A 22,222-nucleotide genomic window follows, 5' to 3' on the forward strand; every position below is an offset into this window, starting at 1 on the left:
GAGGGGGGTGCTGGCTTGCGAGCGAGGGGAATGCTCGTGGTGCCGTGTTGCGCACAGGTGTGCGCCCGGTGAGAAGTTAGTGACGAGTCCATGACATGACAAGGTTTCAGGCGGAAAGTTTCTCGCCAAAGGCGTCGCGTACCATGGACGGCGCAGAAGGGGAGTAGCTCTTCGCCGGACCGTCGACATACTGCTCAGCCCGCCTGAGCCGGCGCCCGGAGGCCGGTCCTTCACGGACCCGCCAGCGAGACCTTCGGCAAAGCAGTGCACGCCCGTGCCTCCCGGCACGGGTGCCGCGTGTGCTGCCGTGCCGAGGTGTCGTGTGCGAAAGTCCAGCACTCTCGGTGGGGCGGCCCCGACCGATTGAGGAACCCTTGATCAGCCTGACCGTGACGGCCGTCGTCTTCGGTGTCGTCTTCCTCGCGGAACTGCCGGACAAGACCGCCCTCGCCGGCCTCGTCCTCGGCACCCGCTACCGCGCCTCCTACGTCTTCGCCGGTGTCGCCGCCGCCTTCGCGCTGCACGTCGCGCTCGCCGTCGCGGCCGGCAGTGTGCTGACGCTGCTGCCGCAGCAGATCGTGCAGGCCCTCACGGGCGTGCTCTTCCTGGGCGGGGCCGCGGTGCTGCTGCTGAAGAAGGGCGAGGACGAGGAAGAGGTCCGCCGGCCGGAGAACCAGTCCTTCTGGAAGGTCTCGGGCGCCGGATTCATGCTCATCCTGGTCGCCGAGTTCGGTGATCTGACCCAGATCATGACCGCGAACCTGGCCGCCCGCTACGACGACCCGCTCTCCGTCGGCCTGGGTGCGGTGCTCGCGCTGTGGGCCGTGGCCGGGCTGGGCATCGTCGGCGGCAAGGCGCTGATGAAGAAGGTGCCGCTGCGGCTGATCACGCAGATCGCGGCGCTGGTCATGCTGGCGCTCGGGGTGTGGAGCCTGTGGGAGGCCGTGACCGGTTGAGCCGGGCGGGCCGAACGCTGGACGAACATCCGGCTGGGCCCCTGGCGCGAAGCGGGGATTGTTTTGTACCGTGGAGGAACAAAGTGGCCTCCGCCCGTTTTCCCTGACCGGCGGGCGGGGCCGCCTTGTCCCCGGGGCGTGCCGGTCGCGATCCGTCGTCCGCCCCCCTCCCGCGCTGGAACGCGCCCCGAGCCTTGGAGCTGCCGATGACGGCCACCGCCGTGCTCACCACCCGCGCCCTCCTGCTGGACATGGACGGCACCCTCGTCAACTCGGACGCCTCGGTCGAACGTGTCTGGCGGCGCTGGGCCGAGCGGCACGGGCTCGACGGGGACGAGGTCATGAAGGTCGTCCACGGCCGCCAGGGCTACGCCTCGATGGCGCTGCTGCTGCCCGGCCGGCCGATGGAGCAGAACCACGCCGACAACGCCCGCATGCTCGCCGACGAGACGGCCGACACGGACGGGGTCGTCGCGATCCCCGGGGCGCCGGAGTTCCTGGCCTCGCTGCGGGGGCTGCCGCACGCGCTCGTGACCTCCGCCGATGTGCCGCTCTCGACGGCGCGAATGGCCGCGGCCGGTCTGGAACTGCCCGGGGTGCGGGTCACCGCGGAGTCCGTCGGGGCCAGCAAGCCCGACCCCGAGGGCTTCCTGAAGGGCGCCGCCGAGCTGGGGATCGCCCCCGCCGACTGTGTGGTGTTCGAGGACTCCGGAGCCGGGATAGCGGCCGGGCGCGCCGCCGGAATGACGGTGGTCGGGATCGGGCCCCGCGCCGCGTTCCACGAGCCGGACGTGGTGGTCGAGGACCTCACGAAGGTGCGCGTGGAGGCCGCGGCGGACGGGACGATCCGCCTGCACATCGGATGAGCTCCGGCCGCCCGGCTCACCTGGGCGGAGGACGCGCGCGTCACCTCGGAGGCGACGGCGCGCGCGCACTCGAGGGACTCGGTGTGCGCCGTGTCCACCTCCACGTCGTAGCTCATGCCCTCGTGCACGATCCGGGCCTGTGACGCGGCCATGCCGCGGACCCGGTTCCCCCGGGCGATCTCGCGGCCCTCGGCGACCGCGCCGTCGCACCGGACGCCGACCCACAACACGGTGAGCCCGGACAGGGCCTTCTCCCACCGCTGCCGGGACGCCGGGCCCCCGAGGAAGACGTCGTCGACGATGATTCTCGCGCCGGCGCGGGCCATGGCGGCGATGCCCTCGGTCCAGGCCGCTTCCAGGGCCCGGAACTCCGCGCCGAGGCTCACGCCGCCGTCCGCCGCGAACGCGATGCCGCCGTCCGAACCCTGCAGCTTCGCGGGCAGCGCCTCGACGAACGAGTCCACGCCGAAGGTCATCCACGCGCCGGGCAGGACCTCTTGCAGGCACCGGACGATCCCGGACTTCCCCGAGCTCGAACCGCCGTTGAGAACGATCACATCGGTAGTCACGGCCTCACCGTAGGACGGCCGGGACGGTCATGGCTCCCGGGTTTCCGACTCCAGCCGGGTCCGGGTCTCCCGGTCGTAGACGCCCAGGGCGTCGCTCTGGATGCCGCGCGACCACTGGTAGGTGCGGACCGCGTCCTCCAGACGGTCGTCGAAGGTGCCGTCGGCGTCGTCGTTGTACAGGAACAACTGGCGCAGACGGAGCTGGAGTTCGGTGACCTCCGGGCCGCGGTCGCCGAGGCGCAGGACGGCCGGGCCGCCGTTCTGGCGGGAGCCGTCCGGGGGCGCCTGCCCGGGGCCGGTCGTCGTGGCGGACGGCTGCGGTGCCGAAGGGGAGGGCGACACTGACGGGCTCGCGGAGGCGCTCGGTGCCGACGGCGACGGCGAGGCGGACGGGCTCCCGGTGCGGGACGGCGTCGGCCGGGGTGCGGCCGACTCCGGTGGAGCCGCCGAAGCGCTGCCCTGCGCGGGCGCGGACGCCGCGCTGCTGGACGGGGCGTCCGGCACGCTCGCCCGGATGTCGTCCGGCAGGGCGGTGTCCCGGGACGGACTCTCGTAGGAGAACAACCCGCTCGCGTACCCCGCCGCCGCGACGACGCCGACGCAGGCTCCGGCGGCGGCGATCAGCAGGATCCGGCGCCGTCGCCCGGACCTCCGCGCGCCGGGCTCGCCCGCCTCCCGCGTGCCGCGCTCCGCCCTCGTCGTGCCGTCGAACATGCGCAGGTCGGTGACGCTCGGGTCGGTCGCGGCAGGAGTCAGGGGAGTCGGAATCACCGAGGCGCCGGGGGTGGCCGGCAGCACGGCGGTCGCGTCCTGGTCGACCGGCCGCAGCGGCATCGTGGCATCGGCGGGGGAGGGCGGCCGGGCGGCACTCCCGGGGGGTGAGGCCGCGCCGTGCGGCAGCGTGGCAGCGGTGCCCGCTGCCACGACCCGACCCGATCCGCCGTCGGACGCGGGCCCGGTGCTCTGGGTGCGCGGTGCCGCCGCGGGGCGGGTGTCAGGCTGCCGGGGGGCGGCCGTGGGTGCCGGTGGGGTGTGCCGGTGCGGGGGTGTGGTGCTGGGGTCCGGTGTGCCGTGGGTCGCGGGTCCGGGTTTCTCGGCGCGTGGTGGCTCCGTGGAGCGTGCCCGCGGTCGTGTGGGGGCGCCGGGGGGTGCCGGTGGGGTGTGCCGGTGCGGGGGCGTGGTGCCGGTCGTCGGGGTTTCGCCCGGGGTGCTTTCGGGGCCGGGGGCCTCGGCGTGTGAGGCCTTCGCGGGGGCGGGTACCGATCGCCCGGGGGCGGTGCCGGGCGTCTGCGGGGGCGTGGCCGGGGCGTCCGTGCGGGAGGCGTGCGGGGTGGCCTCGGCCGCGCGGGCCGGGGGTGCGGTGGGGGACGGCGTGGCCGGGACGGCCTCGGACGCCGTCACGGATTCCCCCGGGTGCGCTGAGGAGGGCTGCACCTCGCCCCCGTCCGGTCCGGAGGACCCGGCGTTGATCTCCACGTACGGGCGGATCCGCAGCGGATCGAAGTCCTCCGCTGCCGCCGCCCGGGCCGTGCGGGCATCGCGGAGGGCCTCGGAGGCCCGGTGGGTGCAGGCGCAGGCGGGGGTGTTGTCCCGCTGTCTGGGCGTGCCGCACTCCGGGCACGGGTGGCCGTTCAGCGGTTCCACGCGTTCCTCCCTCCCCTCGCGAACTCCAGAGATTATCCAGATCTTCTCCACAGCGCGGCCGACGAGCTTCCGGAACCACTGCTTCCAAAAGGGCCCGGCGGGCCATAACAGGTCACAGCGGTCACGATGGAAAATGTCACACGAGACACGGGAGGTCTCATGGCCGGGGACGGGAACGCCACCACACTGAAGCCCCAGGGCGCGGCCCCCCGGGAGCAGGTGCCCGGGAACGTCCTGGTCTCCATAGGCGCCCTGCTCCTCGGCATGCTGCTCGCCGCCCTCGACCAGACCATCGTGTCGACCGCGCTGCCCACCATCGTCAGTGAACTCGGCGGTCTGGATCACCTGTCCTGGGTGGTCACGGCGTATCTGCTGGCCGCGACCGCCGCCACCCCCCTGTGGGGCAAGCTAGGCGACCAGTACGGGCGCAAGAGGCTCTTCCAGACGGCGATCGTGATCTTCCTGGTCGGGTCAGCGCTGTGCGGCGCCGCGCAGGACATGGCTCAGCTGATCGCGTTCCGGGCCTTGCAGGGGCTCGGTGGCGGTGGGCTGATCGTGCTGTCGATGGCGATCGTCGGCGATCTGGTGCCGCCTCGTGAGCGCGGCCGCTACCAGGGGCTGTTCGGCGCCGTCTTCGGGGCGACGAGCGTGCTCGGGCCGCTGCTCGGCGGGCTGTTCACCCAGCATCTGAGCTGGCGTTGGGTCTTCTACGTCAACCTGCCCGTCGGCGTCGTCGCACTCGCCGTGATCGCGACCGTCCTGCATCTGCCGCGCAAGGACCAGCGGCATGTCATCGACTACCTCGGCACCTTCCTCATCGCCGCCGTCGCCACCTGCCTGGTGCTGGTCGCCTCCCTCGGCGGCACGACCTGGGGATGGGGTTCCCCGCAGATCATCGGCCTGGCGGTGCTGGGCGTCGTCCTCGCCGTCGCCTTCGTGGCCGTGGAGCGGTGGGCCGCCGAACCCGTGCTGCCGCCGAAGCTCTTCCGCGTCCGGACCTTCACGCTCGCGGCCGTGATCAGTTTCGTCGTCGGGTTCGCCATGTTCGGCGCCATGACCTACCTGCCGACCTTCCTCCAGGTCGTGCAGGGCATCAGCCCCACCATGTCCGGTGTGCACATGCTGCCGATGGTGGTGGGTCTGCTGCTGGCCTCGACCGCCTCCGGGCAGATCGTCAGCCGCACCGGCCGCTGGAAGGTGTTCCCGATCGCCGGCACCGGCATCACCACGCTCGGGCTGCTCCTGCTCCACCAGCTCGACGAGGACAGCTCCACCGCCGAACTGAGCGGCTTCTTCTTCGTCTTCGGGTTCGGACTCGGCCTGGTGATGCAGGTCCTCGTGCTCATCGTGCAGAACGCCGTCCCGTACGAGGACCTGGGCGTCGCCACCTCCGGCGCGACCTTCTTCCGCTCCATCGGGGCCTCGTTCGGTGTCGCCGTCTTCGGCACGGTCTTCGCGGGCCGGCTCGGCGAGCAGCTCACCGACGCCTTCCGCGGGGCCCAGCTCCCGCCCGGCCTCTCCGTGGACGCGCTGGAGGCCGACCCGGGCGGCATCGCCGCCCTGCCGCCCGGCCTGCGCCCGCCGGCCCTGCACGCCTACGCGGTCTCCATCACGGACGTCTTCCTGTACGCCGCCCCCGTCGCGCTCCTCGGTTTCGTGCTGGCCTGGTTCCTCAAGGAGGACCGGCTGCGCGGCTCCGTCACCGCGCCCGACGTCACCGAGACCTTGGCCAGCAACCCCGTCGAGCGGTCCTCGCACGACGAGGTGTGCCGCGCGCTGTCCGTGCTCGGCAGCCGCGCGGGGCGCCGCGAGATCTACCGGAAGATCACCGCCCGGGCGGGCTACGACCTGCTGCCCGCGACGAGCTGGCTGCTGCTGCGGATACGGCGCTACGGCTCCGTGGAGCCGGGTGCGCTGGCCGACACCATGCCCGTGCCCCTGACCGTGATCATGGAGGCCGCCCGGCAGGCCGAGGAGCGCCGCCTCGCCGTGCGCCGGGGCGTCGACATGGTCCTGACCGGCCAGGGACGCGAGGTCGCCGGCCGACTGGCCGCGGCCCGCGAGGAGTCCCTCGCCGAACTGCTCGGCGACTGGTGGGGGCCGGACCGGCCGACCGGCCTGGAGAGGCTCGTGCGGGAGCTGAACGGCGAACTGTGCGGGTCCCGGCGCGAGCGGCCGTACAGCACGCGCTCCACGGAGCAGAGGGTCTGAGTTCAGGCCAATCCCTTGCTGAACCAGTGCTCCGCGTACCGGTCGTCGTTGTGCGGCCCGGTCTCCGCGTAGCCGAGGCGGGCGTAGAGGCCGCGGGCCTCGACGAGGTCGCCGCGGGTGTCCAGGATCATCCGGGTGGCGCCGAGCGCACGTGCGGCGTCCTCGGCGGCCCGCACCAGGAGCGGAGCGCCGCCCCGGCCGCGCATCGACGCGTGCAGGAACACCCGCTTGAGCTCGGCGGTCGTGCCGTCCAACAGCCGTACGCCCGCGGTGCCGGCCGGCTCACCGCCGTACCGGGCGACCAGCAGCCGGCCGCGCGGGGGCGCGAGGCCGGTGCCCGGCTGGGCGGCGATCTCCCGCTCCAGCTCGGCCGGGTCCGTCCGGCGCCCCTCGTGCAGCAGGTACCAGCGGTCGCTGACCTCGGTGTAGTACGCCCGCCACAGAGCGGCGGCGACGGGGGAGTCGTACGGTTCCGGGGTCACGGTCCAGGTCATGAACCGCATTCTCCGCAGGCGCCCCACCGGACACGCAACCGGATTGGTTCCGGCCGGGTGTTCGCGCCCGGTTGCGCCCAGGGGCCGTTTGGAGACGGGCTTTGGGGCTACCCGACGGGCGAACCGGCTCGCGAGGAGAGCCGGTTGGGCCGAGAACCCGGAAGGCATTCATGTCCACTGGCCTGATCATTGCTCTGATCGTGATCGCGGCGGTCGTCGTCATCATCGCGGCCGTCATGACCCTGCGCGCCCGCGGGCCTCGGCGCGGCCCGAGCCTGAAGCGGCGCTTCGGACCCGAGTACGACCGGGCCGTCGCCCGGCACGACGGTGACGCCAAAGCGGCCGAGCGCGAACTGACCGAGCGCGTGCAGCGCCACGGCGACCTGCGCGAGCGGTCGCTGGAGCCGGCACAGCGCGAGCAGTACGAGGCGCGCTGGACGGCCGCACAGGAGCGGTTCGTCGACTCGCCGCGCGAGGCGGTCGCCGAGGCGGACCGGCTGCTCGCCGAGCTCGCCGGTGCCCGGGGCTTCCCGGACGGCGGGCAGTACGAGGAACAGCTGGCCGCGCTGTCCGTGCACCACGCCCACCACGTGGACGGCTACCGGCGCGTGCACCGCGCGGCGCATCTGCGCGCGGAGGACGCCCGGGACGGCGGCCAGGGTACGGAAGACATGCGTGAGGCCATGGTGGCGGCCCGCGCCCTGTTCGAGGAGCTGGTGAAGCCGGCCCGCCACGGCGGCGGCGGTCGTACCGGCGGACGGCACGACAGCGAACGCGAGCGCGCCGCCCTGAACGGCGGCCGCAAGGCTCCGGCCCGCGGCGGGCACCTGCCGTGGGCGGTCAACCGACGTCAGGCGAAGGAGAGTTGAGCTAGATGGCCGACATGACCCGACCGCCCGGCGACCACACGCCGGCCACCCCGGACGCCCACGGCGAGAGCGCCCTGGGCACCGGTCGCCGCCCGACCGCACCGGGCACGGACCACGACACGGCCCGCAACCTGGAAGCGGACCGCGGCGTCCCGCACGGCACGGACGCCGACCGCGCCGCGGCCCACGGCACCGACGCCGACCGCGCCGCGGCCCACGGCACCGATGTGCCCGTCGCCGATGTGCCCGGCGCCGATCGCCACGGCACCGATCGCCACGGCACCGACCGGCACGGCACCGAAGCCCTTAGCGGCGACCACGGCACCGGCCCGGACAAGGCCGGCTCCGCCAAGAACCGGTCCCACCTCCTGGCCCACGACGAGTCCGACAAGCTCGGCTCGCAGTTGCAGCACGCCGTCGCCGGGTTCGTCGACGGGCCCCGGGCCGCCGTCGAGGAGGCCGACCACGTGCTGGAGGAGATCGCGGCCCGCTTCACCGAGGCCGTGGCGCAGCGCCGGCGCACCCTGCGCCACTCCTGGCAGTCCGTCGAGGGCGGCGAGGCCAGGTCCGTCTCGTCCGCCGACACCGAACAGCTGCGGCTGGCCCTGAAGGACTACCGCGAACTGGCCGAACGGCTGCTGAACGTGTGAGCCGGGGCGAGTCCCCCGGTCACCGGTCCGCCCGGCGCTCCCGCCAACGCCGTACGACGTCCTCGACGTCGTACGGCTTCTTTCCCAGCGGGGGGCCGGGCGGCGGCCTGAACATCATGTCCCGGATCCTGTCGTTGATCTCGCCGATGATCTTCCGGACGATCCGCTCCGAGGGGGCCGCGAGCGCGGCCTCCAACGCGTCCTCCGCCTCCTTGCGCAACGCCAGCGCCGGGGGGAGGACGGAGAAGCCCTCGCGGGCCATCTTCCGCTTGACCCACCACAGTTCGTCGTAGGTGCTCTCGACGTCGGGTGGGAGTGGTGCGCCCACTCCCGGCAGCCGTTCGAACTCCCCGCGCGCCTCCGCGTCACGGATCTGCTTGTCGACCCAGGACTCGAAGTCGACGCCGGGTGGCTTTCGCTCGGTCATGAGGCCATTGTGCCGGACACCGCGCGGCCAGGCGTTCTATCATGCGGCGGGCGCCTGTCTGGCAGACCCACCCAGGACGTCTCAGAAGGAGCGCACGTGCTCGAACTCACCATGGCCACCGTCGCGGAGGCGGAGGCGGGCGCCACGGCAGGCATGCTCATGGCCGAAGCGCCCAGCGAGCCGGGCGCGGTGCTGCGGGTGGGCCGCGACAAGTCCGTGTGCCGGCTGAGCACGCCGGACGACTGGCTGTTCGTCTCCCGGGTCCACCTGGAGTTCCTGTGCGGGCCGGAGGGGACCTGGCATCTCACCTGGCTGCGCGGCTCGCAGCCCGACCCGTCCTCCGAAGTGCGGCTGACGATGGGGGAGTACGTCCAGCCCCTCGCTTACGGCGGCACCGTCCCGCTGCCCCGGGGCGGCAGTGGCGAGATCATCATCCGTGACCGGACCGCCCCGCGCAGCGTCAACGTGGGCTTCTACCACGAGGTGTGACGGCGAGGCCTCACGCCAGCACGCGGGCCAGCGCGAACCCGTCGTAGCCCTTCATGCCCACCGTCTGGATCGCGGTGCCGCTCAGCCTCGGATGGGCGGCGATCAGCTCGATCGCGGTGCGGGTGCCCGTCACGTCCGGGGCGGTGCTGCCCGCGTCGACGACCCGGCCGCCCCGTACGACGTTGTCGAGGACGATCAGGCTGCCCGTGCTGGTGAGCCTGATCGCCCACTCCACGTAGTGCGGGTTGTTGGCCTTGTCGGCGTCGATGAAGACCAGGTCGAACGGGGGCGGGTTCTCGTCGGCCAGCTTGGGCAGCGACTCCAGGGCCGGGCCCACCCGCACCTCGACCAGTTTGTCCAGGCCGGCGCGGGCGATGTTGCGGACCGCGACCTCGGCGTGCTGGGGGTCGTACTCCAGGGAGACCAGCCGCCCGTCGGCGGGCAGGGCGCGGCCCAGCCAGATGGTGCTGTAGCCGCCGAGCGTGCCGATCTCCAGGATGTGGCGGGCGCCCTGGATCTGGGCGAGGAGCTGGAGGAGCTTGCCCTGGTTTCCGGCGACGTTGATGTGCGGAAGCCCGGCGGCGTCGCTGTCGCGCAGGGCGGCCGCCAGGGCTTCGTCGTCCGGGGCGAGGTGGGCGGTGAAATAGGCGTCGACCTCGTCCCAGACGTGCGACTCGCTCATGCGCCTCTACCTTTCGTCAGCATAGTTAGCATCCCTAACTACTGGCGCTGACGAAGATAGTTGGTGCGCGCGTCGCTGTCAGCGGGATTTCACCCGGCGTGTCGGCCCGCCACCGAGGGCGCCGAGCCGGGCAGCGGGCGCCCCGCCGACTCCGTCATGCGCCACACCGCGAAGCCGCCGATCACGGCCGCGGCCATCATGTAGTACGCGGGCATCATCATGTTCCCGGTCGCGCCGATCAGGGCCGTGACCACCAGCGGGGTCGTGCCGCCGAACAGGGACACCGAGACGTTGAAGCCGATCGACAGCGAGCCGTAGCGGACCTTCGTCGGGAACAGCGCCGGCAGCGCCGAGGGCATCGCCGCCGTGAAGCAGACCAGCAGCAGACCGAGGGCGCCCATGCCGAGCGCGACCGCGAGCAGGCTGCCCTCGCGGATCAGCAGCAGGGCCGGGACGGACAGCAGCAGGAAGCCCGCACAGCCGGTGGCGATCACCGGGCGGCGGCCGACCCGGTCGGTCAGCGCGCCGACGAACGGCTGGGCGATCATCATCACGGCCATCACGCCGAGGACGACCAGCAGGCCGTGCGTCTCGTCGTAGTGGAGCTGACCGGTCAGGTAGCTCGGCATGTACGACAGCAGCATGTAGTCGGTGACGTTGAAGACCAGCACCAGGCCGACGCAGAGCAGCAGCGCGCGCCACTGGCCGGTGACCATCTCGCGCAACGGCGTCTTCGGGCGGTTGTTCTCGGCCTTCTCCGCCTCGGCGGCGAACGCCGGGGTCTCCTCCAGGCGCAGCCGCAGGTAGAGGCCGATGATGCCCATCGGGCCAGCGACCAGGAACGGGATGCGCCAGCCCCAGGAGGTCAGGTCGTCGGCGGAGAGCAGGGCGGTCATGATCGTGACCAGGCCGGCGCCGGCGATATAGCCGGCGAGCGTTCCGAACTCGAGCCAGCTGCCGAGGAAGCCGCGCCGCTTGTCGGGGGCGTACTCGGCGATGAACGTGGAGGCGCCCGCGTACTCACCGCCGGTGGAGAAGCCCTGCACGAGACGGGCCGCCAGGAGCAGGATCGGCGCGCCGACACCGATCGTCGCGTACGACGGGATCAGACCGATCGCGAAGGTGCCGGCCGCCATCATGATCATGGTGAGGGCGAGGACCTTCTGGCGGCCGACGCGGTCGCCGAGCGGGCCGAAGACCATGCCGCCGAGGGGGCGGACCAGGAAGGCCGCAGCGAAGGCGCCGAACGTGGACAGCAGCTGGGCGGTGGGGTTGCCCGAGGGGAAGAAGACCTTGCCCAGCGTGACCGCGATGTAGCTGTAGACGCCGAAGTCGAACCATTCCATCGCGTTGCCCAGCGCGGCGGCCTTCACGGCGCGCTTGACGAGCGCGGGGTCGGTGACGGTGGGGTCGGGGGTCTTCGCCGTACGGCTCTTCCCGAGGGTCGCGGGGGCGACGACTGAGGCAGTCGACAAGACTCGCTCGCCTACCTTTCGACGGGGACGGGGGGCGCGGTCCCGCGCGGCGGCGCTGTCGTACGGGCCGAAAAGCGACGATAGGCGGATTTGCTCCGCTTACGGGCAGTACGCCTTTCGTTGCATGCTGCACGTAAATCGTTGCTGCGCAGGTGCTTCTGCCCTCCGGGGAGCGGTGTCCAACCGATCTTCATGTGATCCTTCTCGCGTCTGCAAGAAGTCGTCACACCGTCCGCGCGAACGGTCGACGTTGCTCGCGTCTTCTTCCCCGGAATCGCACGATCCCCATAGGGTTCGCAGGAGGAATCACCGCATTGAGGACATGCGGGATGAACCGCTGCGAGAGGCCGACGAGGCGTGGCGAATGCGGATCACGGCGGACGGCCGGCGGAGGGCTTCGGAGCGACAGCCGCCGGTGGGGCCCGCACACGCCTGCGCGCCGCCCGCCTCGGGCTGTGGCTGATCGCCGCCGTCCTCGCCGCCCGGCAGGTGGCCGTGGTCGTCGCCACCCCGCGCGGTGAGCGGCTGACGGACCTGGAGACCTGGGTCGGGCCGAACGGCGTCCTGCAGGTGAACGGCTCCCTGTACGACTCGGCCCGCTTCACCGGAACGCCCTTCGGCGGGCTCGTCCTCAAGCCCCTCACCCGTTCGGCCGAACAGGCCCTCGGCTGGGGCTGGACCTTCGGCACCCTGCTGCTCGTCGCCGCCCTCGGCCTGGTCGCCGCCCGTGCCCTGCCCCAGCCGGTCAGCCGCCGCACGGCACTGCTGGCCGCGCCCGTCGCCATCAGCCTGCTGATGCTGTCCCTGCCCGTCCGCAACACCCTGTGGCTCGGCCAGACCAGCGTCATCCCGGTCCTGCTCGTCCTGCTCGGCTGCTTCGCCGCCCGCGGCCAGCGGACCAGCGGCCTGCTCATCGGCGTCGCGGCGGCGTTCCAGCCGACCCTGCTGCTGTTCACGCCCCTGCTGTGGTGCACCGGCCGCAGACGCGCCGCGCTCGCCACCGGCGTCACCTTCGCCGCCTGCACCGGGCTCGCCTGGTCGGTGATGCCGCACGACTCCCACCGGTACTGGGTCCACCACATGGCGGGCGCCGGCCTCGGCGGCCCGGCCGACGACCTCGCCAACCAGTCCCTGCACGGCGCCCTGCTCCGGCTCGGCCTGAACGGCCCCCCGGAGGTCGCGCTCTTCCTGTCGCTCGGCGCGGCCGTCGCCGCCCTGGCCCTGCGCCGGGCCGTGCGCTACTTCCGCGACGGCCAGCTGCTGCTCGCCGTCGCGGTCACCGGCTGCGCCGCGATCGTCGTCTCGCCCACGGCCTGGCAGCACCAGCTGCTGTGGGTGCTGCTGACGGTCGTCGGCCGGGTCGGCGCACGCGCCTGCGACCGGTACGTGTGGCCGGTCACGGTCGTCCTGGTCATGACCCTGTCCGCCAAGACGATGCTGCCGGACGTGGAGTCCCTCCACCCGCTGCGCGACAACGTCGTCCTGCTGGCCGCGCTCGCCGCCGCCACCGCCGTGCCGTTCCTGTCCCGCGCCTCGCCCTTCTACCGGTCACCGACACCGACCGCCTACGCACCCGCCGCCGCGGCCCGCTCCCGGCGCGTGCCGCCGGTGCCGTACCTGCGCCGGGTCCTCACCCGGCCGAATCTTCTCCTCGAACTGCTCCTCATCCGGGTCACCTACGCCGCCTACTCCAAGGTCCGGCTCGCCGCCACCGGCGGCAGCAACTCGGCCGGGCGCGCCGAGGCCGAGGGGAACGGCATGCAGGTCTACGACGTCGAGCGCGTCCTGCACCTCGACATCGAGCGCTGGGTCAACCACACCGTCGTCGGGATCGGCTGGCTGCGGGACTTCTTCGACCAGTACTACACGTCGTTCCACTTCGCCGTCCCGCTGGCCGTCCTCGCGGTCCTCTACTGGCGCCGCCCTGGCGACTACCGCTGGGCCCGCTCCGCACTCGGCTTCGCCACCCTGCTCGCCCTGGTGGGCTTCTGGCTCTACCCCCTGGCCCCACCCCGGCTGATGCCGACGCTCGGCTTCATCGACACCGTGCACGGCACCCAGGACTTCTCCCAGCCCGACTACGGCACGCTCACGGCCCTCACCAACCAGTACGCGGCCATGCCGTCGCTGCACTTCGGCTGGTCCCTGTGGTGTGGCGTCGTGATCGCGGTACTGGCGACGCGCTGGTGGATGAAGGCGCTGGGCCTGCTGCATCCGCTGCTCACGCTCGCGTCGATCGTGGCGACGGCGAACCATTGGGTGCTGGACGCGGCGGGGGGAGCGGTGGTGATCGCGGCGGGCTTCGGCATCGTGTATCTCCTCCAGGGGCCGCGGGCGCGAACGGTGGCGGCCGAACGCGAACCCGCACCGACCCGCAAACCCGTGCACGGCTGACAGGATCCCGAGACCCACGCCGCCCGGCTCCACCCCTGGCCCGGTCATCCCCGAGATGCAACCTGGGTGAGGGCCGCGCACGATGAGAAAGGGGCGCCCATTGTGGAGGTGATCCGGGATGCGACGTGTGTTCATCGCCGTAGCGGCGCTGGCTGTGCCAATCTCCTTTGTGGGAGCACCGGCTGTAGCGGCATCACCTGGGACCTCTGCGACCGCGGTGGTGCAACCCGCGCAGGCCGCGGACAAGTTGAACCGTCCAGCAGCTCATGCGGCTCAAGGGCCGGACGACATCTGCGATTTCACCATCAACCGGCCGAACCTCCGTCTGGGGTCGTCCGGGGCGGTGGTCCAGCAGGCCCAGTGCTATCTGAACCAGGCGATCGACGCCGGTCTGGACGTGGACGGGGACTTCGGCCGCGTCACGCAGTCCGCGACGAGGGCCTTCCAGCAGTGCGCCGGCATCGTCGTCGACGGTCGCATCGGAGCCCAGACCTGGTCCTTCCTCTCCTTCTGGGCCAACGCCCCGGACGCGCCCTTCTGCTGACGGGGCTGACGGACGTTCAGCCGGCCAGCGAGCCGGCGAAGATCTGCCAGGCCAGAAGTGACTTCGCCGCGAGGCTGAGACCAGGTAGGCCTTTTCGCCATATGCGTAGTCGGCCCACCGGCCCACTTCGCGGTACTGGAGCCACTGGTTGAGACCGAAGCTGAAGAAGAGGGCGGCCTGGACGAGGACGATCCCGTACACGAAGCCGGGGACGGTCTCGGCCGCGACGACGTTGTACGCGATGGAGACCCACGGCATGACGCCGACCAGCGTCCCGAACCAGAAGGGCAGCATCCTGGTCCGCGCCCGTCCCGGTGGGTTCATCGCCTCCTGGACCCAGCCGAAGAGAATCATCCCGACGTTGGCGCCGACGACGGCGATGACGGCGTTGAGGCTGGTGATCCCCGCGTAGAAGCCGATGAGGAGCACCATCAGGGTCGCGCTCAGCGCGTACTCCAGCCATCGGAAACGGTTGATGCCACGTCTGAGGTCGCGTTCGTAGACGCGGCGGCACACCGTCGCCGTCAGCAGATGGTCCACTGCCGCGAGGGCGAGGAAGACGGCGACGGCCCAGCCGATCGGTACGTCGAACAATGCCTCCGGGGTGGGCGCCGTCGTCCCCGGTGGCCCCTCGGGGACGGAGGAGGTGACGGTGATCGAGAAGCTTCCGGCGAGCAGCACGACCACCAGGGCCTGGAGCAGGTGCAGCAGCGCGAGCCCCAGGTTCCACCTCCGGAGCCCGGCGAGCCGCTCGTCGGTGACACCGATGGCCACCGACGCACCGTCCTCTCGCTGCACAGTTCCTCTCCCGTGGCCGGTGGTCGCCCGGTGAGGGCCGCCTGCCGGTCCGCGTCGGCCGCGGCCGAGGCGGTTCATGACGGCCGTCCTTGCGGATGATGCGGCTGGGAGCTGTGGGCCGTGTCGTCCCGTTCGGTGCTGGTCCCGTCGTCCGCCTCTCCGCGGTCGCCGCCTTCGCCGCGGGTGGCGATCAGCGACCAGACGATGGAGACGGTGATGGTGACGACGATGACGCCGAGGGTGAGGGGGATGGGCAGCTTGCCGACGGGCGTTTCGGACAGGATGAGCTTGACGCCGGCGAAGGCGAGCAGGACCGCGAGCCCGTAGTGCAGGTAGGCGAAACGGCGCAGGAGTCCGGCCAGGCAGAAGTACAGGCTGCGCAGGCCCAGGACGGCGAAGGCGTTGGCGGTCCACACGATGAAGGTGTTGGTGGTGATCGCCAGGACGGCGGCGACGGAGTCGACGGCGAAGATGAGGTCGGTGGCCTCGACCGCGATCAGGACCACGAACAGCAGCGTCGCCACTCGCTTGCCGCTGACACGGATGAAGAACTTGTCGCCGTGGAACTTCGGGTCGGTGGGGATGAGCTTCTTGACCAGGCGGACGACGGGGTTGCGGTCGGGGTGGACCTCCTCGTCCTTGGAGACGGCCATCTTCCAGCCGGTCCAGATCAGGAACGCACCGAACAGGTAGGCGGTCCAGAAGAACACCTGGAGCAGTTCGGCGCCGATGAAGATGAACACCAGGCGGGCCGCGAGCGCACCGAGGACGCCCCAGAAGAGGACCTTGTGCTGGTAGGCGTCGGGCACGGCGAAGAAGGAGAAGACCAGCGCGAAGACGAAGACGTTGTCGATCGACAGGGCCTTCTCGATCAGGTAGCCGGCGTAGTACGTCGAGGACGCCTCGCCGCCCTGCCATGCCAGAAGGATGAGGCCGAAGCCGAGGCCGATGGCGATCCACAGGCCGCTCCACAGCGCGGCCTCGCGGAAGCCGATCACGTGGTTGTCGCGGTGGGCGATCAGGTCGACGGCGAGCATGACGCCGATGCCGACGGTGACCGCGGCCCACACCCACAGCGGGACGGCGAACGACAGTTCATTCATGTGGATCGGCTTCCTCGGGCGAGGGCGGAAGGACGAATACCGAGAGGGGGGTGGTGCCCTGGGCCCTGGCGGGTCACGGAGGGCTGCCGGGCCCGGGCGCTGGTTCATCTGGTGGTCGCGACAGGTGCTCACCTCCCCGATCGGGTGGGCCGCCGTAGGGCGGTGCCGGCGATGCGGCCGCAGCGCGGGCGGTGCGGTGGGGGTGTCTCCAGCGTCACCTGACCCTCTGATTCCCGTCAAGTGTTACGCGAAAACTTTTTCGGCAATTACTTTTCGTGAAATGTTGTTGGTGATACGAAGTCTGCTTCGTATGATGAAGGCCATGAGTCAGCCCTCCAGCCCGCGTGGCGATCAGTGGACCTTCCTGACCAATCACGCCCGGGTCCTGATCGCCCTGGCCCGCGACCCCGGAGCGCGCGGGCGCGACGTCGCCGACGCCATCGGCATCACCGAACGCGCCGTCCAGTTGATCGTCGCCGATCTCGAAGCGGCCGGCTACCTGACCCGCGAGCGTGTGGGCCGACGCAACCGCTACACCATCGATCCCACCGTCGCCCTGCGCCACCCCAGTGAGGCGGACCATCCCGTCGGCGACCTCCTGGCCACCTTCCTGCATCGCGAGGACATCCCCGCCGACGACCGCGAACGCTCCGCCTCGTAAGTCGGCCCCGGCCGAGCGCGGCGGCGCCGGCGCCCGAGTCTCAGCGGCCGGGGCAGGGCACGGCCGGCGGTACCCACGGCACCGGCGAGGCCGCGTGGACGAACGGACCGCAGCGGAGGGCGGCGGCCTCCATCACCTTGCCGGCGTCCAGGTCCGCGGGCCCGCTGTGCGAGACCACCAGGAGTGAGCAGCCGTGCAGGACCGCCGTGTCCAGCAGGGCCTTCGCCGCGTGCAGCCGTCCGCCCTCGCGAACGGCGGGCCGGTGGTGGACGGCCGTCCGGTACTCGATCCCCGCGCGGGCCAGGCGCGGCATGGCCCGTCCCAGCACCGCGCGGACGGCCATCGAGTCCGGGCGCGCGCTCCCGGCCCTGGGTGGCGGCGGAGGCATGACCGCGATCAGCAGCAGTGGTGCACCGCGCGCGGCGGCGAGTCGGACGGCCGCGTCCACCACTGCGGTGTCATCCAGGCGGTCGGCCAGTACCGCGGCCACCGGGGATCGCCGACGGGTGGCCGAGGGAGTGGTCGGGGTGGACGAGGAGTTCGGGCGGGTGGAGTTCATGGCGGTCGCGCTTTCCGGGAGAGGGATGGAGGGGCACTTCCAGCGTCTCCATCCCCCGCGAAGTACGTCAATACTTACGTGAAACTTTTTTCGCGTATTGTGTATCGCGTGTCTGGGGGTCGCGGGTGTGCGGTGTCCCCGGCGCGGGACCGGCCTCGCATTCGAACCACACGGTCTTGCCTCCGCCGGACCACAGCGACACGCCCCACTTGTCGGCCATCGCGTCGAGCAGGAGCAGTCCCCGGCCGTTCTCGGCCTCCGTGTCCAACGTGTCGGGCATGCACGGCAGTTCATCGCTGCCGTCCGTGACCTCCACCCGTACGCCCGTGCGCTGCCGCAGCAACAGCAGCGCGCAGCGGCGGTCCGGGACGTGTCGTGCGACGTTGGCGAGCAGCTCGGTCACGCCCAGTTCGGCGGCGCCCGACAGCTCGAGCATGTCCCACTCGCCGAGGAACGAGCGGACGATACGGCGGATGTGCCGGGGGGCGTGTTCACCGACGGTGAGGCGCATCGCGTACTGGGCGGGAATGTATTCGTTCACGGGACGAGGCTGACGTGCGGTGACTACCCTCGGCTACGGAACGGATACAACCGGTCCCGTTGTGGGCCGAGTTGCGTGAGAGGGGCTTCTGCCGTGACCCACATCAACGCCCTTGACCCGGGTGCGTCGCCGCTCGACTACTACGGCTACGAGCTACGGCGCCACAGAGAGGCCGCCGGGCTGACACAGCGGCAGTTGGGGGACATCCTCAACTACACCGGCTCGCTGGTGGGCCAGATCGAGACGGCCAGGAAGCTTCCGACGCCGGAGTTCAGCGAACGGGTGGATGCGGCGCTCGGCACGGACGGCATGTTCTCCCGGCTCGTCGAGCTGGTGCTGCGCAGTCGGCTTCCGGCGTGGTTTCAGCAGGTGGCGGAGCTGGAGGTCAGGGCTCTGGAGATCTGCACGTTCCAGACCCACATGGTGCACGGGCTCCTCCAAGCGCAGTCGTACGCCCGTGCCGTCCTCGGTGTGCTGGATCAGACGGACCTGGAGGACCGCACTGCCGTACGGCTGGCCCGGCAGCGCATCTTCGAGAAGGAGATGTCCCCGGTCCTGTGGATGGTCGTCAGCGAGGCGGCGCTGCACCAGGAAATCGGCGGTGCAGAGACCATGCGGGGTCAACTGGCCCACCTGTTGGCCTTCGAGCGCAACCCCCGGATCAACATCCAGGTGCTCCCGTTTTCGGCCGGAGCGCACGTCGGGCTCCAAGGCGCATTCAACCTCTACCGATTCGAACGCGACCCGGACATTGTCTATACCGAGGGGTATGGCAGCGGGCATCCGACCGCGAATCCGGACACCGTCAAGGACTGCTCGCTCCGTTACGATCATCTTCGTGCCGCCGCGCTCTCCCTCAAGGACTCGGCGGAGTTGATCCGGCGCGTAATGGAGGAACGCTATGGCCAGCAAGGCGGGGATCCTGTGGCGTAAGTCCAGCTACAGCGGTGACCAGGGCGGTGATTGTGTAGAGGTCGCCGAAGCCTCTGCCACCGTCGCGATACGCGACTCCAAGAACCCGGCGGGACCGATGCTCACCCTCGATCCCGCCACGTTCACCACCTTCGTCAACTGGACCTCTACAACCGCTGAATGATCGTGCCGGTGGCCAAACCGCCCCCCGCACACATCGTGATCAGCGCGAACTCCTTGTCCGCGCGCTCCAGTTCATGAAGTGCCGTCGTGATGAGCCGGGCCCCGGTCGCTCCCACCGGGTGCCCGAGCGCGATGGCGCCTCCGTTGACGTTCACCTTCGACAGGTCCTGGTCGAAGACCCGCGCCCAGCTCAGCACCACCGACGCGAACGCCTCGTTGATCTCCACCACGTCGATGTCCTTGAGGGACATCCCGGCCTTGCCCAGGACCGCCTTGGTCGCGTCGATCGGGCCGTCGAGGTGGAAGTGGGGGTCGGACCCGACCAGCGCCTGGGCCACGATCCGGGCCCGGGGGCGCAGCTTCAGCGCCCTTGTCATCCGTTTCGACGCCCACATGATCGCCGCCGCCCCGTCCGAGATCTGCGACGAGTTGCCCGCCGTGTGCACCGCCGTGGGCATGATCGGCTTCAAGGAGGCCAGGGCCTCCGCGGTCGTGTCGCGCAGACCCTCGTCCTTGTCGACCAGGCGCCACATGCCCTGGCCGGCATGCTGCTCCTCCTCGGTCGTGGGGACCTGGACCGCGAACGTCTCCCGTTTGAAACGCTCCTCCGCCCAGGCGTGGGCGGCCCGTTCCTGTGAGGCGAGGCCCAGGGCGTCTACGTCCTCGCGGGTCAGGTCCCGGTGCCGGGCGATCCGTTCGGCCGCCTCGAACTGGTTGGGCAGGTCCACGTTCCACTCGTCGGGGAACGGCTTGCCGGGCCCGTGCTTCGAGCCCGACCCCAGCGGCACGCGCGACATCGACTCCACCCCGCAGGAGATGCCGACGTCGATCACCCCGGCCGCGACCATGTTGGCCACCATGTGCGAGGCCTGCTGGGAGGACCCGCACTGCGCGTCGACGGTCGTCGCGGCCGTCTCGTAGGGGAGCCCCATGGTCAGCCAGGCCGTGCGCGCGGGGTTCATGGACTGCTCGCCGGCGTGGGTGACCGTACCGCCGACGATCTGCTCGACGCAGTCGGCGGGGATGCCGGTACGGCCGAGGAGTTCGCGGTAGGTCTCGCCCAGGAGATAGGCGGGGTGCAGATTGGCGAGCGCGCCGCCGCGCTTGCCGATGGGGGTGCGTACGGCTTCGACGATCACGGGTTCGGCAGCCATGGGTGCGGGTCCTCTCCGGGAGGCTCAGCGGAACTAGTACGCGTTCTAGTTCTGTCGCCAGTGTGCTGAGGGCCGCTCGGTGACCGCAAGGGTCGTGCGGGCAATTGGCGGGCCCGTGCCTCTTGCTACTTGTAGAACCCGTTACTACCGTCACCGCAACTCCGCACAGCTGATGGGCCGTCAGACCTCAGAGTCGGTACGAGTGGTGGGAGCCGCCCATGCCCTGTCCCGCGCTGCCCGACGGGTTCGACTTCACCGACCCCGACCTGCTGCATCATCGCGTGCCCCTGCCGGAGTTCGCCGAGCTGCGCCGGGTCGAACCGGTCTGCTGGGTGGCGCAGCCGGCCGGTCTCGCCGGCTTCCAGGACGAGGGCTACTGGGCCGTCACCCGGCACACCGACGTCAAGTACGTGTCCACGCACCCGGAGTTGTTCTCGTCGTCCCTCAACACGGCGATCATCCGCTTCAACGAGCACATCGAGCGCGACTCCATCGACGCGCAGCGGCTGATCCTGCTGAACATGGACCCGCCGGAGCACACCCGGGTCCGGCAGATCGTGCAGCGCGGGTTCACGCCCCGGTCGATCCGGGCGCTGGAGGACCGGCTGCGGGCGCGGGCCCACTCCATCGTCGACTCCGCCCGCGCGCACACCGGGCCGTTCGACTTCGTCACCCAGGTCGCCTGCGAACTGCCCCTCCAGGCCATCGCCGAGCTGATGGGCGTGCCGCAGGAGGACCGGGACAAGATCTTCGACTGGTCCAACAAGATGATCGCGTACGACGATCCCGAGTACGCCATCACCGAGGAGGTCGGCGCCGAGTCGGCCACGGAGATCATCGCCTACGCGATGAACATGGCCGCCGACCGCAAGCAGTGCCCGGCCCACGACATCGTCACGCAGCTCGTCGCGGCGGAGGACGAGGGCAACCTCAGCTCCGACGAGTTCGGCTTCTTCGTGCTGATGCTGGCCGTCGCGGGCAACGAGACCACCCGCAACGCCATCACCCACGGCATGCACGCCTTCCTCACCCACCCCGAGCAGTGGGAGCTCTACAAGCGCGACCGGCCGGGGACGGCGGCGGAGGAGATCGTGCGCTGGGCGACCCCGGTCGCCGCCTTCCAGCGCACGGCCACCCAGGACACCGAACTCGGCGGCAAGCGCATCCGCGAGGGCGACCGGCTCGGATTGTTCTACGCCTCGGCCAACCACGACCCCGAGGTCTTCGACGACCCGGACGCCTTCGACGTCACCCGCGACCCCAACCCGCACCTCGGCTTCGGCGGCGGCGGCCCCCACTACTGCCTGGGCAAGTCCCTCGCCGTGCTGGAGATCAACCTCATCTTCAACGCGATCGCCGACGCCATGCCCGGGCTGAGGCTGGTCGGGGACCCGCGGCGCCTGCGGTCGGCGTGGATCAACGGGGTGAAGGAGCTTCCGGTGAGCACGGGCTGAAGGCCCCGGCGGAAGGCCGGGCATGGCGAAGGCGACGGCCCCGGGGATCAGGGGGCCGCCGCCTTCGGTCTGTGGGGTGGGGCCGGCTCAGTACCAGTGGTTGGCCTGCCAGAAGTCCCAGGCACCGCAGGCGCTGCCGTAGCGGTCCTTCATGTAGTCCAGGCCCCACTCGATCTGCGTGGCCGCGTTGTTCTTCCAGTCGGAGCCCGCCGAGGCCATCTTGTCGCCCGGCAGGGCCTGGACCAGGCCGTAGGCGCCGCTGGAGGCGTTCTCGGCGTTCACGTTCCAGTCGCTCTCCTGCTCGACGATCTTGGAGAAGCACCGGTACTGCGCGTCGTCGCCGATCATCTTCTTCGCGACCGCCTGCGCCGAGGAGGCCTCCGTCGGAGCGGCCTGGGCGGGCCCCGCGGCGATCAGGGTGCCGCAGGTGGCCGCGGCCAGGGCGGCACCGGCGAGGGCCTTCTTCGGGGTGGCGGCACGGCGGAGGACGGAAGTGGCGGGCACAGGCGACCTTTCGTGGGGGGCAGCAGTCGTCCACCAGAACAGACACACCGGATGCGTGCAATGACCCCTTTTACTAGGTATGA

Annotated in this window: 22 protein-coding genes and 2 pseudogenes; 12 read left to right on the forward strand and 12 right to left on the reverse strand. The window is 71.1% G+C overall.

The genetic code is table 11. From position 1 onward, the window contains the following. Positions 1 to 374 precede the first annotated feature (374 nt). Positions 375 to 956, forward strand: a complete 582-nt coding sequence (locus ACFU3E_RS12995; protein WP_031131378.1) for a TMEM165/GDT1 family protein — start codon at positions 375 to 377, stop codon at positions 954 to 956. A 206-nt stretch (positions 957 to 1,162) separates the two neighbouring features. Beyond that, positions 1,163 to 1,822: an HAD-IA family hydrolase gene (locus ACFU3E_RS13000; protein WP_384155798.1), complete on the forward strand. Its 660-nt coding sequence runs from the start codon at positions 1,163 to 1,165 to the stop codon at positions 1,820 to 1,822. Between the two features lie 38 nt (positions 1,823 to 1,860). Here the strand turns inward: ACFU3E_RS13000 and cpt are convergent. Then, a pseudogene (gene cpt / locus ACFU3E_RS13005) lies at positions 1,861 to 2,391 on the reverse strand (chloramphenicol phosphotransferase CPT); the annotation flags it as partial. A 27-nt stretch (positions 2,392 to 2,418) separates the two neighbouring features. Further along, positions 2,419 to 4,035, reverse strand: coding sequence for a peptidoglycan-binding protein (locus ACFU3E_RS13010; protein ID WP_384155801.1), 1,617 nt, complete (start codon positions 4,033 to 4,035; stop codon positions 2,419 to 2,421). Positions 4,036 to 4,194: 159 nt separating this feature from the next. On the opposite strand from ACFU3E_RS13010, the gene ACFU3E_RS13015 reads away from it, so the two are divergent. Continuing rightward, a complete protein-coding gene (locus ACFU3E_RS13015; RefSeq protein WP_384155804.1) occupies positions 4,195 to 6,246 on the forward strand; it encodes a DHA2 family efflux MFS transporter permease subunit in 2,052 nt (683 codons plus the stop codon). A gap of 2 nt (positions 6,247 to 6,248) precedes the next feature. Here the strand turns inward: ACFU3E_RS13015 and ACFU3E_RS13020 are convergent, their stop codons facing one another. Next, positions 6,249 to 6,740, reverse strand: a complete 492-nt coding sequence (locus tag ACFU3E_RS13020; RefSeq protein WP_384155806.1) for a GNAT family N-acetyltransferase — start codon at positions 6,738 to 6,740, stop codon at positions 6,249 to 6,251. Positions 6,741 to 6,910: 170 nt separating this feature from the next. Here ACFU3E_RS13020 and ACFU3E_RS13025 point away from each other — a divergent pair, with 170 nt between their 5' ends. Together ACFU3E_RS13025 and ACFU3E_RS13030 are read left to right on the forward strand one after the other, a co-directional pair. Next, a complete protein-coding gene (locus ACFU3E_RS13025; RefSeq protein WP_384155809.1) occupies positions 6,911 to 7,609 on the forward strand; it encodes a hypothetical protein in 699 nt (232 codons plus the stop codon). Between the two features lie 5 nt (positions 7,610 to 7,614). Further along, positions 7,615 to 8,259, forward strand: coding sequence for a hypothetical protein (locus tag ACFU3E_RS13030; protein WP_384155812.1), 645 nt, complete (start codon positions 7,615 to 7,617; stop codon positions 8,257 to 8,259). A 19-nt stretch (positions 8,260 to 8,278) separates the two neighbouring features. Here the strand turns inward: ACFU3E_RS13030 and ACFU3E_RS13035 are convergent, their stop codons facing one another. After that, on the reverse strand, positions 8,279 to 8,686 hold the full coding sequence (locus tag ACFU3E_RS13035) for a DUF1992 domain-containing protein (protein ID WP_384155815.1): 408 nt from the start codon (positions 8,684 to 8,686) through the stop codon (positions 8,279 to 8,281). Between the two features lie 96 nt (positions 8,687 to 8,782). Between ACFU3E_RS13035 and ACFU3E_RS13040 the strand changes: the two genes are divergently transcribed. After that, positions 8,783 to 9,175: a hypothetical protein gene (locus tag ACFU3E_RS13040; RefSeq protein WP_384155818.1), complete on the forward strand. Its 393-nt coding sequence runs from the start codon at positions 8,783 to 8,785 to the stop codon at positions 9,173 to 9,175. A 10-nt stretch (positions 9,176 to 9,185) separates the two neighbouring features. Here ACFU3E_RS13040 and ACFU3E_RS13045 read toward each other — a convergent pair whose 3' ends face one another. Next, complete coding sequence (locus ACFU3E_RS13045; protein ID WP_384155820.1) at positions 9,186 to 9,857, reverse strand: O-methyltransferase; 672 nt, start codon at positions 9,855 to 9,857, stop codon at positions 9,186 to 9,188. An 89-nt stretch (positions 9,858 to 9,946) separates the two neighbouring features. Beyond that, the gene (gene proP / locus ACFU3E_RS13050) at positions 9,947 to 11,332 is read right to left on the reverse strand and encodes a glycine betaine/L-proline transporter ProP (protein WP_384155823.1); all 1,386 of its coding nucleotides are present in this window, start codon (positions 11,330 to 11,332) and stop codon (positions 9,947 to 9,949) included. A 357-nt stretch (positions 11,333 to 11,689) separates the two neighbouring features. On the opposite strand from proP, the gene ACFU3E_RS13055 reads away from it, so the two are divergent. Both ACFU3E_RS13055 and ACFU3E_RS13060 read left to right on the forward strand, forming a co-directional pair. Then, entirely contained in the window at positions 11,690 to 13,726 is a 2,037-nt protein-coding gene (locus ACFU3E_RS13055) for a bifunctional glycosyltransferase 87/phosphatase PAP2 family protein (RefSeq protein WP_384155826.1), read from the forward strand. Between the two features lie 118 nt (positions 13,727 to 13,844). Further along, positions 13,845 to 14,270, forward strand: a complete 426-nt coding sequence (locus ACFU3E_RS13060; RefSeq protein ID WP_384156116.1) for a peptidoglycan-binding protein — start codon at positions 13,845 to 13,847, stop codon at positions 14,268 to 14,270. Between the two features lie 138 nt (positions 14,271 to 14,408). Here ACFU3E_RS13060 and heR read toward each other — a convergent pair. Together heR and ACFU3E_RS13070 are read right to left on the reverse strand one after the other, a co-directional pair. After that, positions 14,409 to 15,146: pseudogene (gene heR / locus ACFU3E_RS13065) on the reverse strand (heliorhodopsin HeR); the annotation flags it as partial. Continuing rightward, the gene (locus ACFU3E_RS13070) at positions 15,143 to 16,171 is read right to left on the reverse strand and encodes a TerC family protein (RefSeq protein ID WP_384155829.1); all 1,029 of its coding nucleotides are present in this window, start codon (positions 16,169 to 16,171) and stop codon (positions 15,143 to 15,145) included. The gene ACFU3E_RS13070 and the pseudogene heR, both read right to left, overlap by 4 nt. A 322-nt stretch (positions 16,172 to 16,493) precedes the next feature. On the opposite strand from ACFU3E_RS13070, the gene ACFU3E_RS13075 reads away from it, so the two are divergent. Beyond that, positions 16,494 to 16,832 (forward strand): MarR family transcriptional regulator, encoded by a 339-nt coding sequence (locus ACFU3E_RS13075; RefSeq protein WP_384155832.1) that lies wholly within the window; start codon positions 16,494 to 16,496, stop codon positions 16,830 to 16,832. 40 nt (positions 16,833 to 16,872) lie between these two features. Here ACFU3E_RS13075 and ACFU3E_RS13080 read toward each other — a convergent pair whose 3' ends face one another. Further along, entirely contained in the window at positions 16,873 to 17,391 is a 519-nt protein-coding gene (locus ACFU3E_RS13080; protein WP_384155834.1) for a universal stress protein, read from the reverse strand. A 67-nt stretch (positions 17,392 to 17,458) separates the two neighbouring features. Beyond that, positions 17,459 to 17,902: an ATP-binding protein gene (locus ACFU3E_RS13085; protein WP_384156119.1), complete on the reverse strand. Its 444-nt coding sequence runs from the start codon at positions 17,900 to 17,902 to the stop codon at positions 17,459 to 17,461. A 123-nt stretch (positions 17,903 to 18,025) separates the two neighbouring features. On the opposite strand from ACFU3E_RS13085, the gene ACFU3E_RS13090 reads away from it, so the two are divergent. Both ACFU3E_RS13090 and ACFU3E_RS13095 read left to right on the forward strand, forming a co-directional pair. Further along, positions 18,026 to 18,865, forward strand: a complete 840-nt coding sequence (locus ACFU3E_RS13090; protein ID WP_384155837.1) for a helix-turn-helix domain-containing protein — start codon at positions 18,026 to 18,028, stop codon at positions 18,863 to 18,865. Next, entirely contained in the window at positions 18,834 to 19,028 is a 195-nt protein-coding gene (locus tag ACFU3E_RS13095; protein ID WP_384155840.1) for a DUF397 domain-containing protein, read from the forward strand. Before ACFU3E_RS13090 ends, ACFU3E_RS13095 begins: the two co-directional genes overlap by 32 nt. On the opposite strand, the gene ACFU3E_RS13100 is transcribed toward ACFU3E_RS13095, so the two are convergent. Beyond that, positions 19,012 to 20,181: a steroid 3-ketoacyl-CoA thiolase gene (locus ACFU3E_RS13100; RefSeq protein ID WP_384155843.1), complete on the reverse strand. Its 1,170-nt coding sequence runs from the start codon at positions 20,179 to 20,181 to the stop codon at positions 19,012 to 19,014. The genes ACFU3E_RS13095 and ACFU3E_RS13100 overlap by 17 nt on opposite strands. Positions 20,182 to 20,399: 218 nt before the next feature. On the opposite strand from ACFU3E_RS13100, the gene ACFU3E_RS13105 reads away from it, so the two are divergent. After that, a complete protein-coding gene (locus tag ACFU3E_RS13105) occupies positions 20,400 to 21,635 on the forward strand; it encodes a cytochrome P450 (protein WP_384155846.1) in 1,236 nt (411 codons plus the stop codon). 87 nt (positions 21,636 to 21,722) lie between these two features. Here the strand turns inward: ACFU3E_RS13105 and ACFU3E_RS13110 are convergent, their stop codons facing one another. Further along, entirely contained in the window at positions 21,723 to 22,139 is a 417-nt protein-coding gene (locus tag ACFU3E_RS13110; protein WP_384155849.1) for a transglycosylase SLT domain-containing protein, read from the reverse strand. Between the last annotated feature and the right edge of the window lie 83 nt (positions 22,140 to 22,222).

Source organism: Streptomyces sp. NPDC057424 (assembly GCF_042803315.1).
In the GTDB taxonomy this organism is placed as follows: domain Bacteria; phylum Actinomycetota; class Actinomycetes; order Streptomycetales; family Streptomycetaceae; genus Streptomyces.

Excerpts from the sequence above, each read along its gene's own strand:
- ACFU3E_RS13075 (WP_384155832.1), top strand. The coding sequence starts at position 16,494 with ATGAGTCAGCCCTCCAGCCCGCGTGGCGATCAGTGGACCTTCCTGACC.
- ACFU3E_RS13085 (WP_384156119.1), bottom strand. The coding sequence starts at position 17,902 with ATGCGCCTCACCGTCGGTGAACACGCCCCCCGGCACATCCGCCGTATC.
- ACFU3E_RS13030 (WP_384155812.1), top strand. The coding sequence starts at position 7,615 with ATGGCCGACATGACCCGACCGCCCGGCGACCACACGCCGGCCACCCCG.
- ACFU3E_RS13060 (WP_384156116.1), top strand. The coding sequence starts at position 13,845 with ATGCGACGTGTGTTCATCGCCGTAGCGGCGCTGGCTGTGCCAATCTCC.
- ACFU3E_RS13025 (WP_384155809.1), top strand. The coding sequence starts at position 6,911 with ATGTCCACTGGCCTGATCATTGCTCTGATCGTGATCGCGGCGGTCGTC.
- ACFU3E_RS13080 (WP_384155834.1), bottom strand. The coding sequence starts at position 17,391 with ATGAACTCCACCCGCCCGAACTCCTCGTCCACCCCGACCACTCCCTCG.
- ACFU3E_RS13000 (WP_384155798.1), top strand. The coding sequence starts at position 1,163 with ATGACGGCCACCGCCGTGCTCACCACCCGCGCCCTCCTGCTGGACATG.
- ACFU3E_RS13100 (WP_384155843.1), bottom strand. The coding sequence starts at position 20,181 with ATGGCTGCCGAACCCGTGATCGTCGAAGCCGTACGCACCCCCATCGGC.
- ACFU3E_RS13105 (WP_384155846.1), top strand. The coding sequence starts at position 20,400 with ATGCCCTGTCCCGCGCTGCCCGACGGGTTCGACTTCACCGACCCCGAC.
- ACFU3E_RS13015 (WP_384155804.1), top strand. The coding sequence starts at position 4,195 with ATGGCCGGGGACGGGAACGCCACCACACTGAAGCCCCAGGGCGCGGCC.
- ACFU3E_RS13035 (WP_384155815.1), bottom strand. The coding sequence starts at position 8,686 with ATGACCGAGCGAAAGCCACCCGGCGTCGACTTCGAGTCCTGGGTCGAC.
- ACFU3E_RS13070 (WP_384155829.1), bottom strand. The coding sequence starts at position 16,171 with ATGAATGAACTGTCGTTCGCCGTCCCGCTGTGGGTGTGGGCCGCGGTC.
- ACFU3E_RS13020 (WP_384155806.1), bottom strand. The coding sequence starts at position 6,740 with ATGACCTGGACCGTGACCCCGGAACCGTACGACTCCCCCGTCGCCGCC.
- ACFU3E_RS13045 (WP_384155820.1), bottom strand. The coding sequence starts at position 9,857 with ATGAGCGAGTCGCACGTCTGGGACGAGGTCGACGCCTATTTCACCGCC.
- ACFU3E_RS13095 (WP_384155840.1), top strand. The coding sequence starts at position 18,834 with ATGGCCAGCAAGGCGGGGATCCTGTGGCGTAAGTCCAGCTACAGCGGT.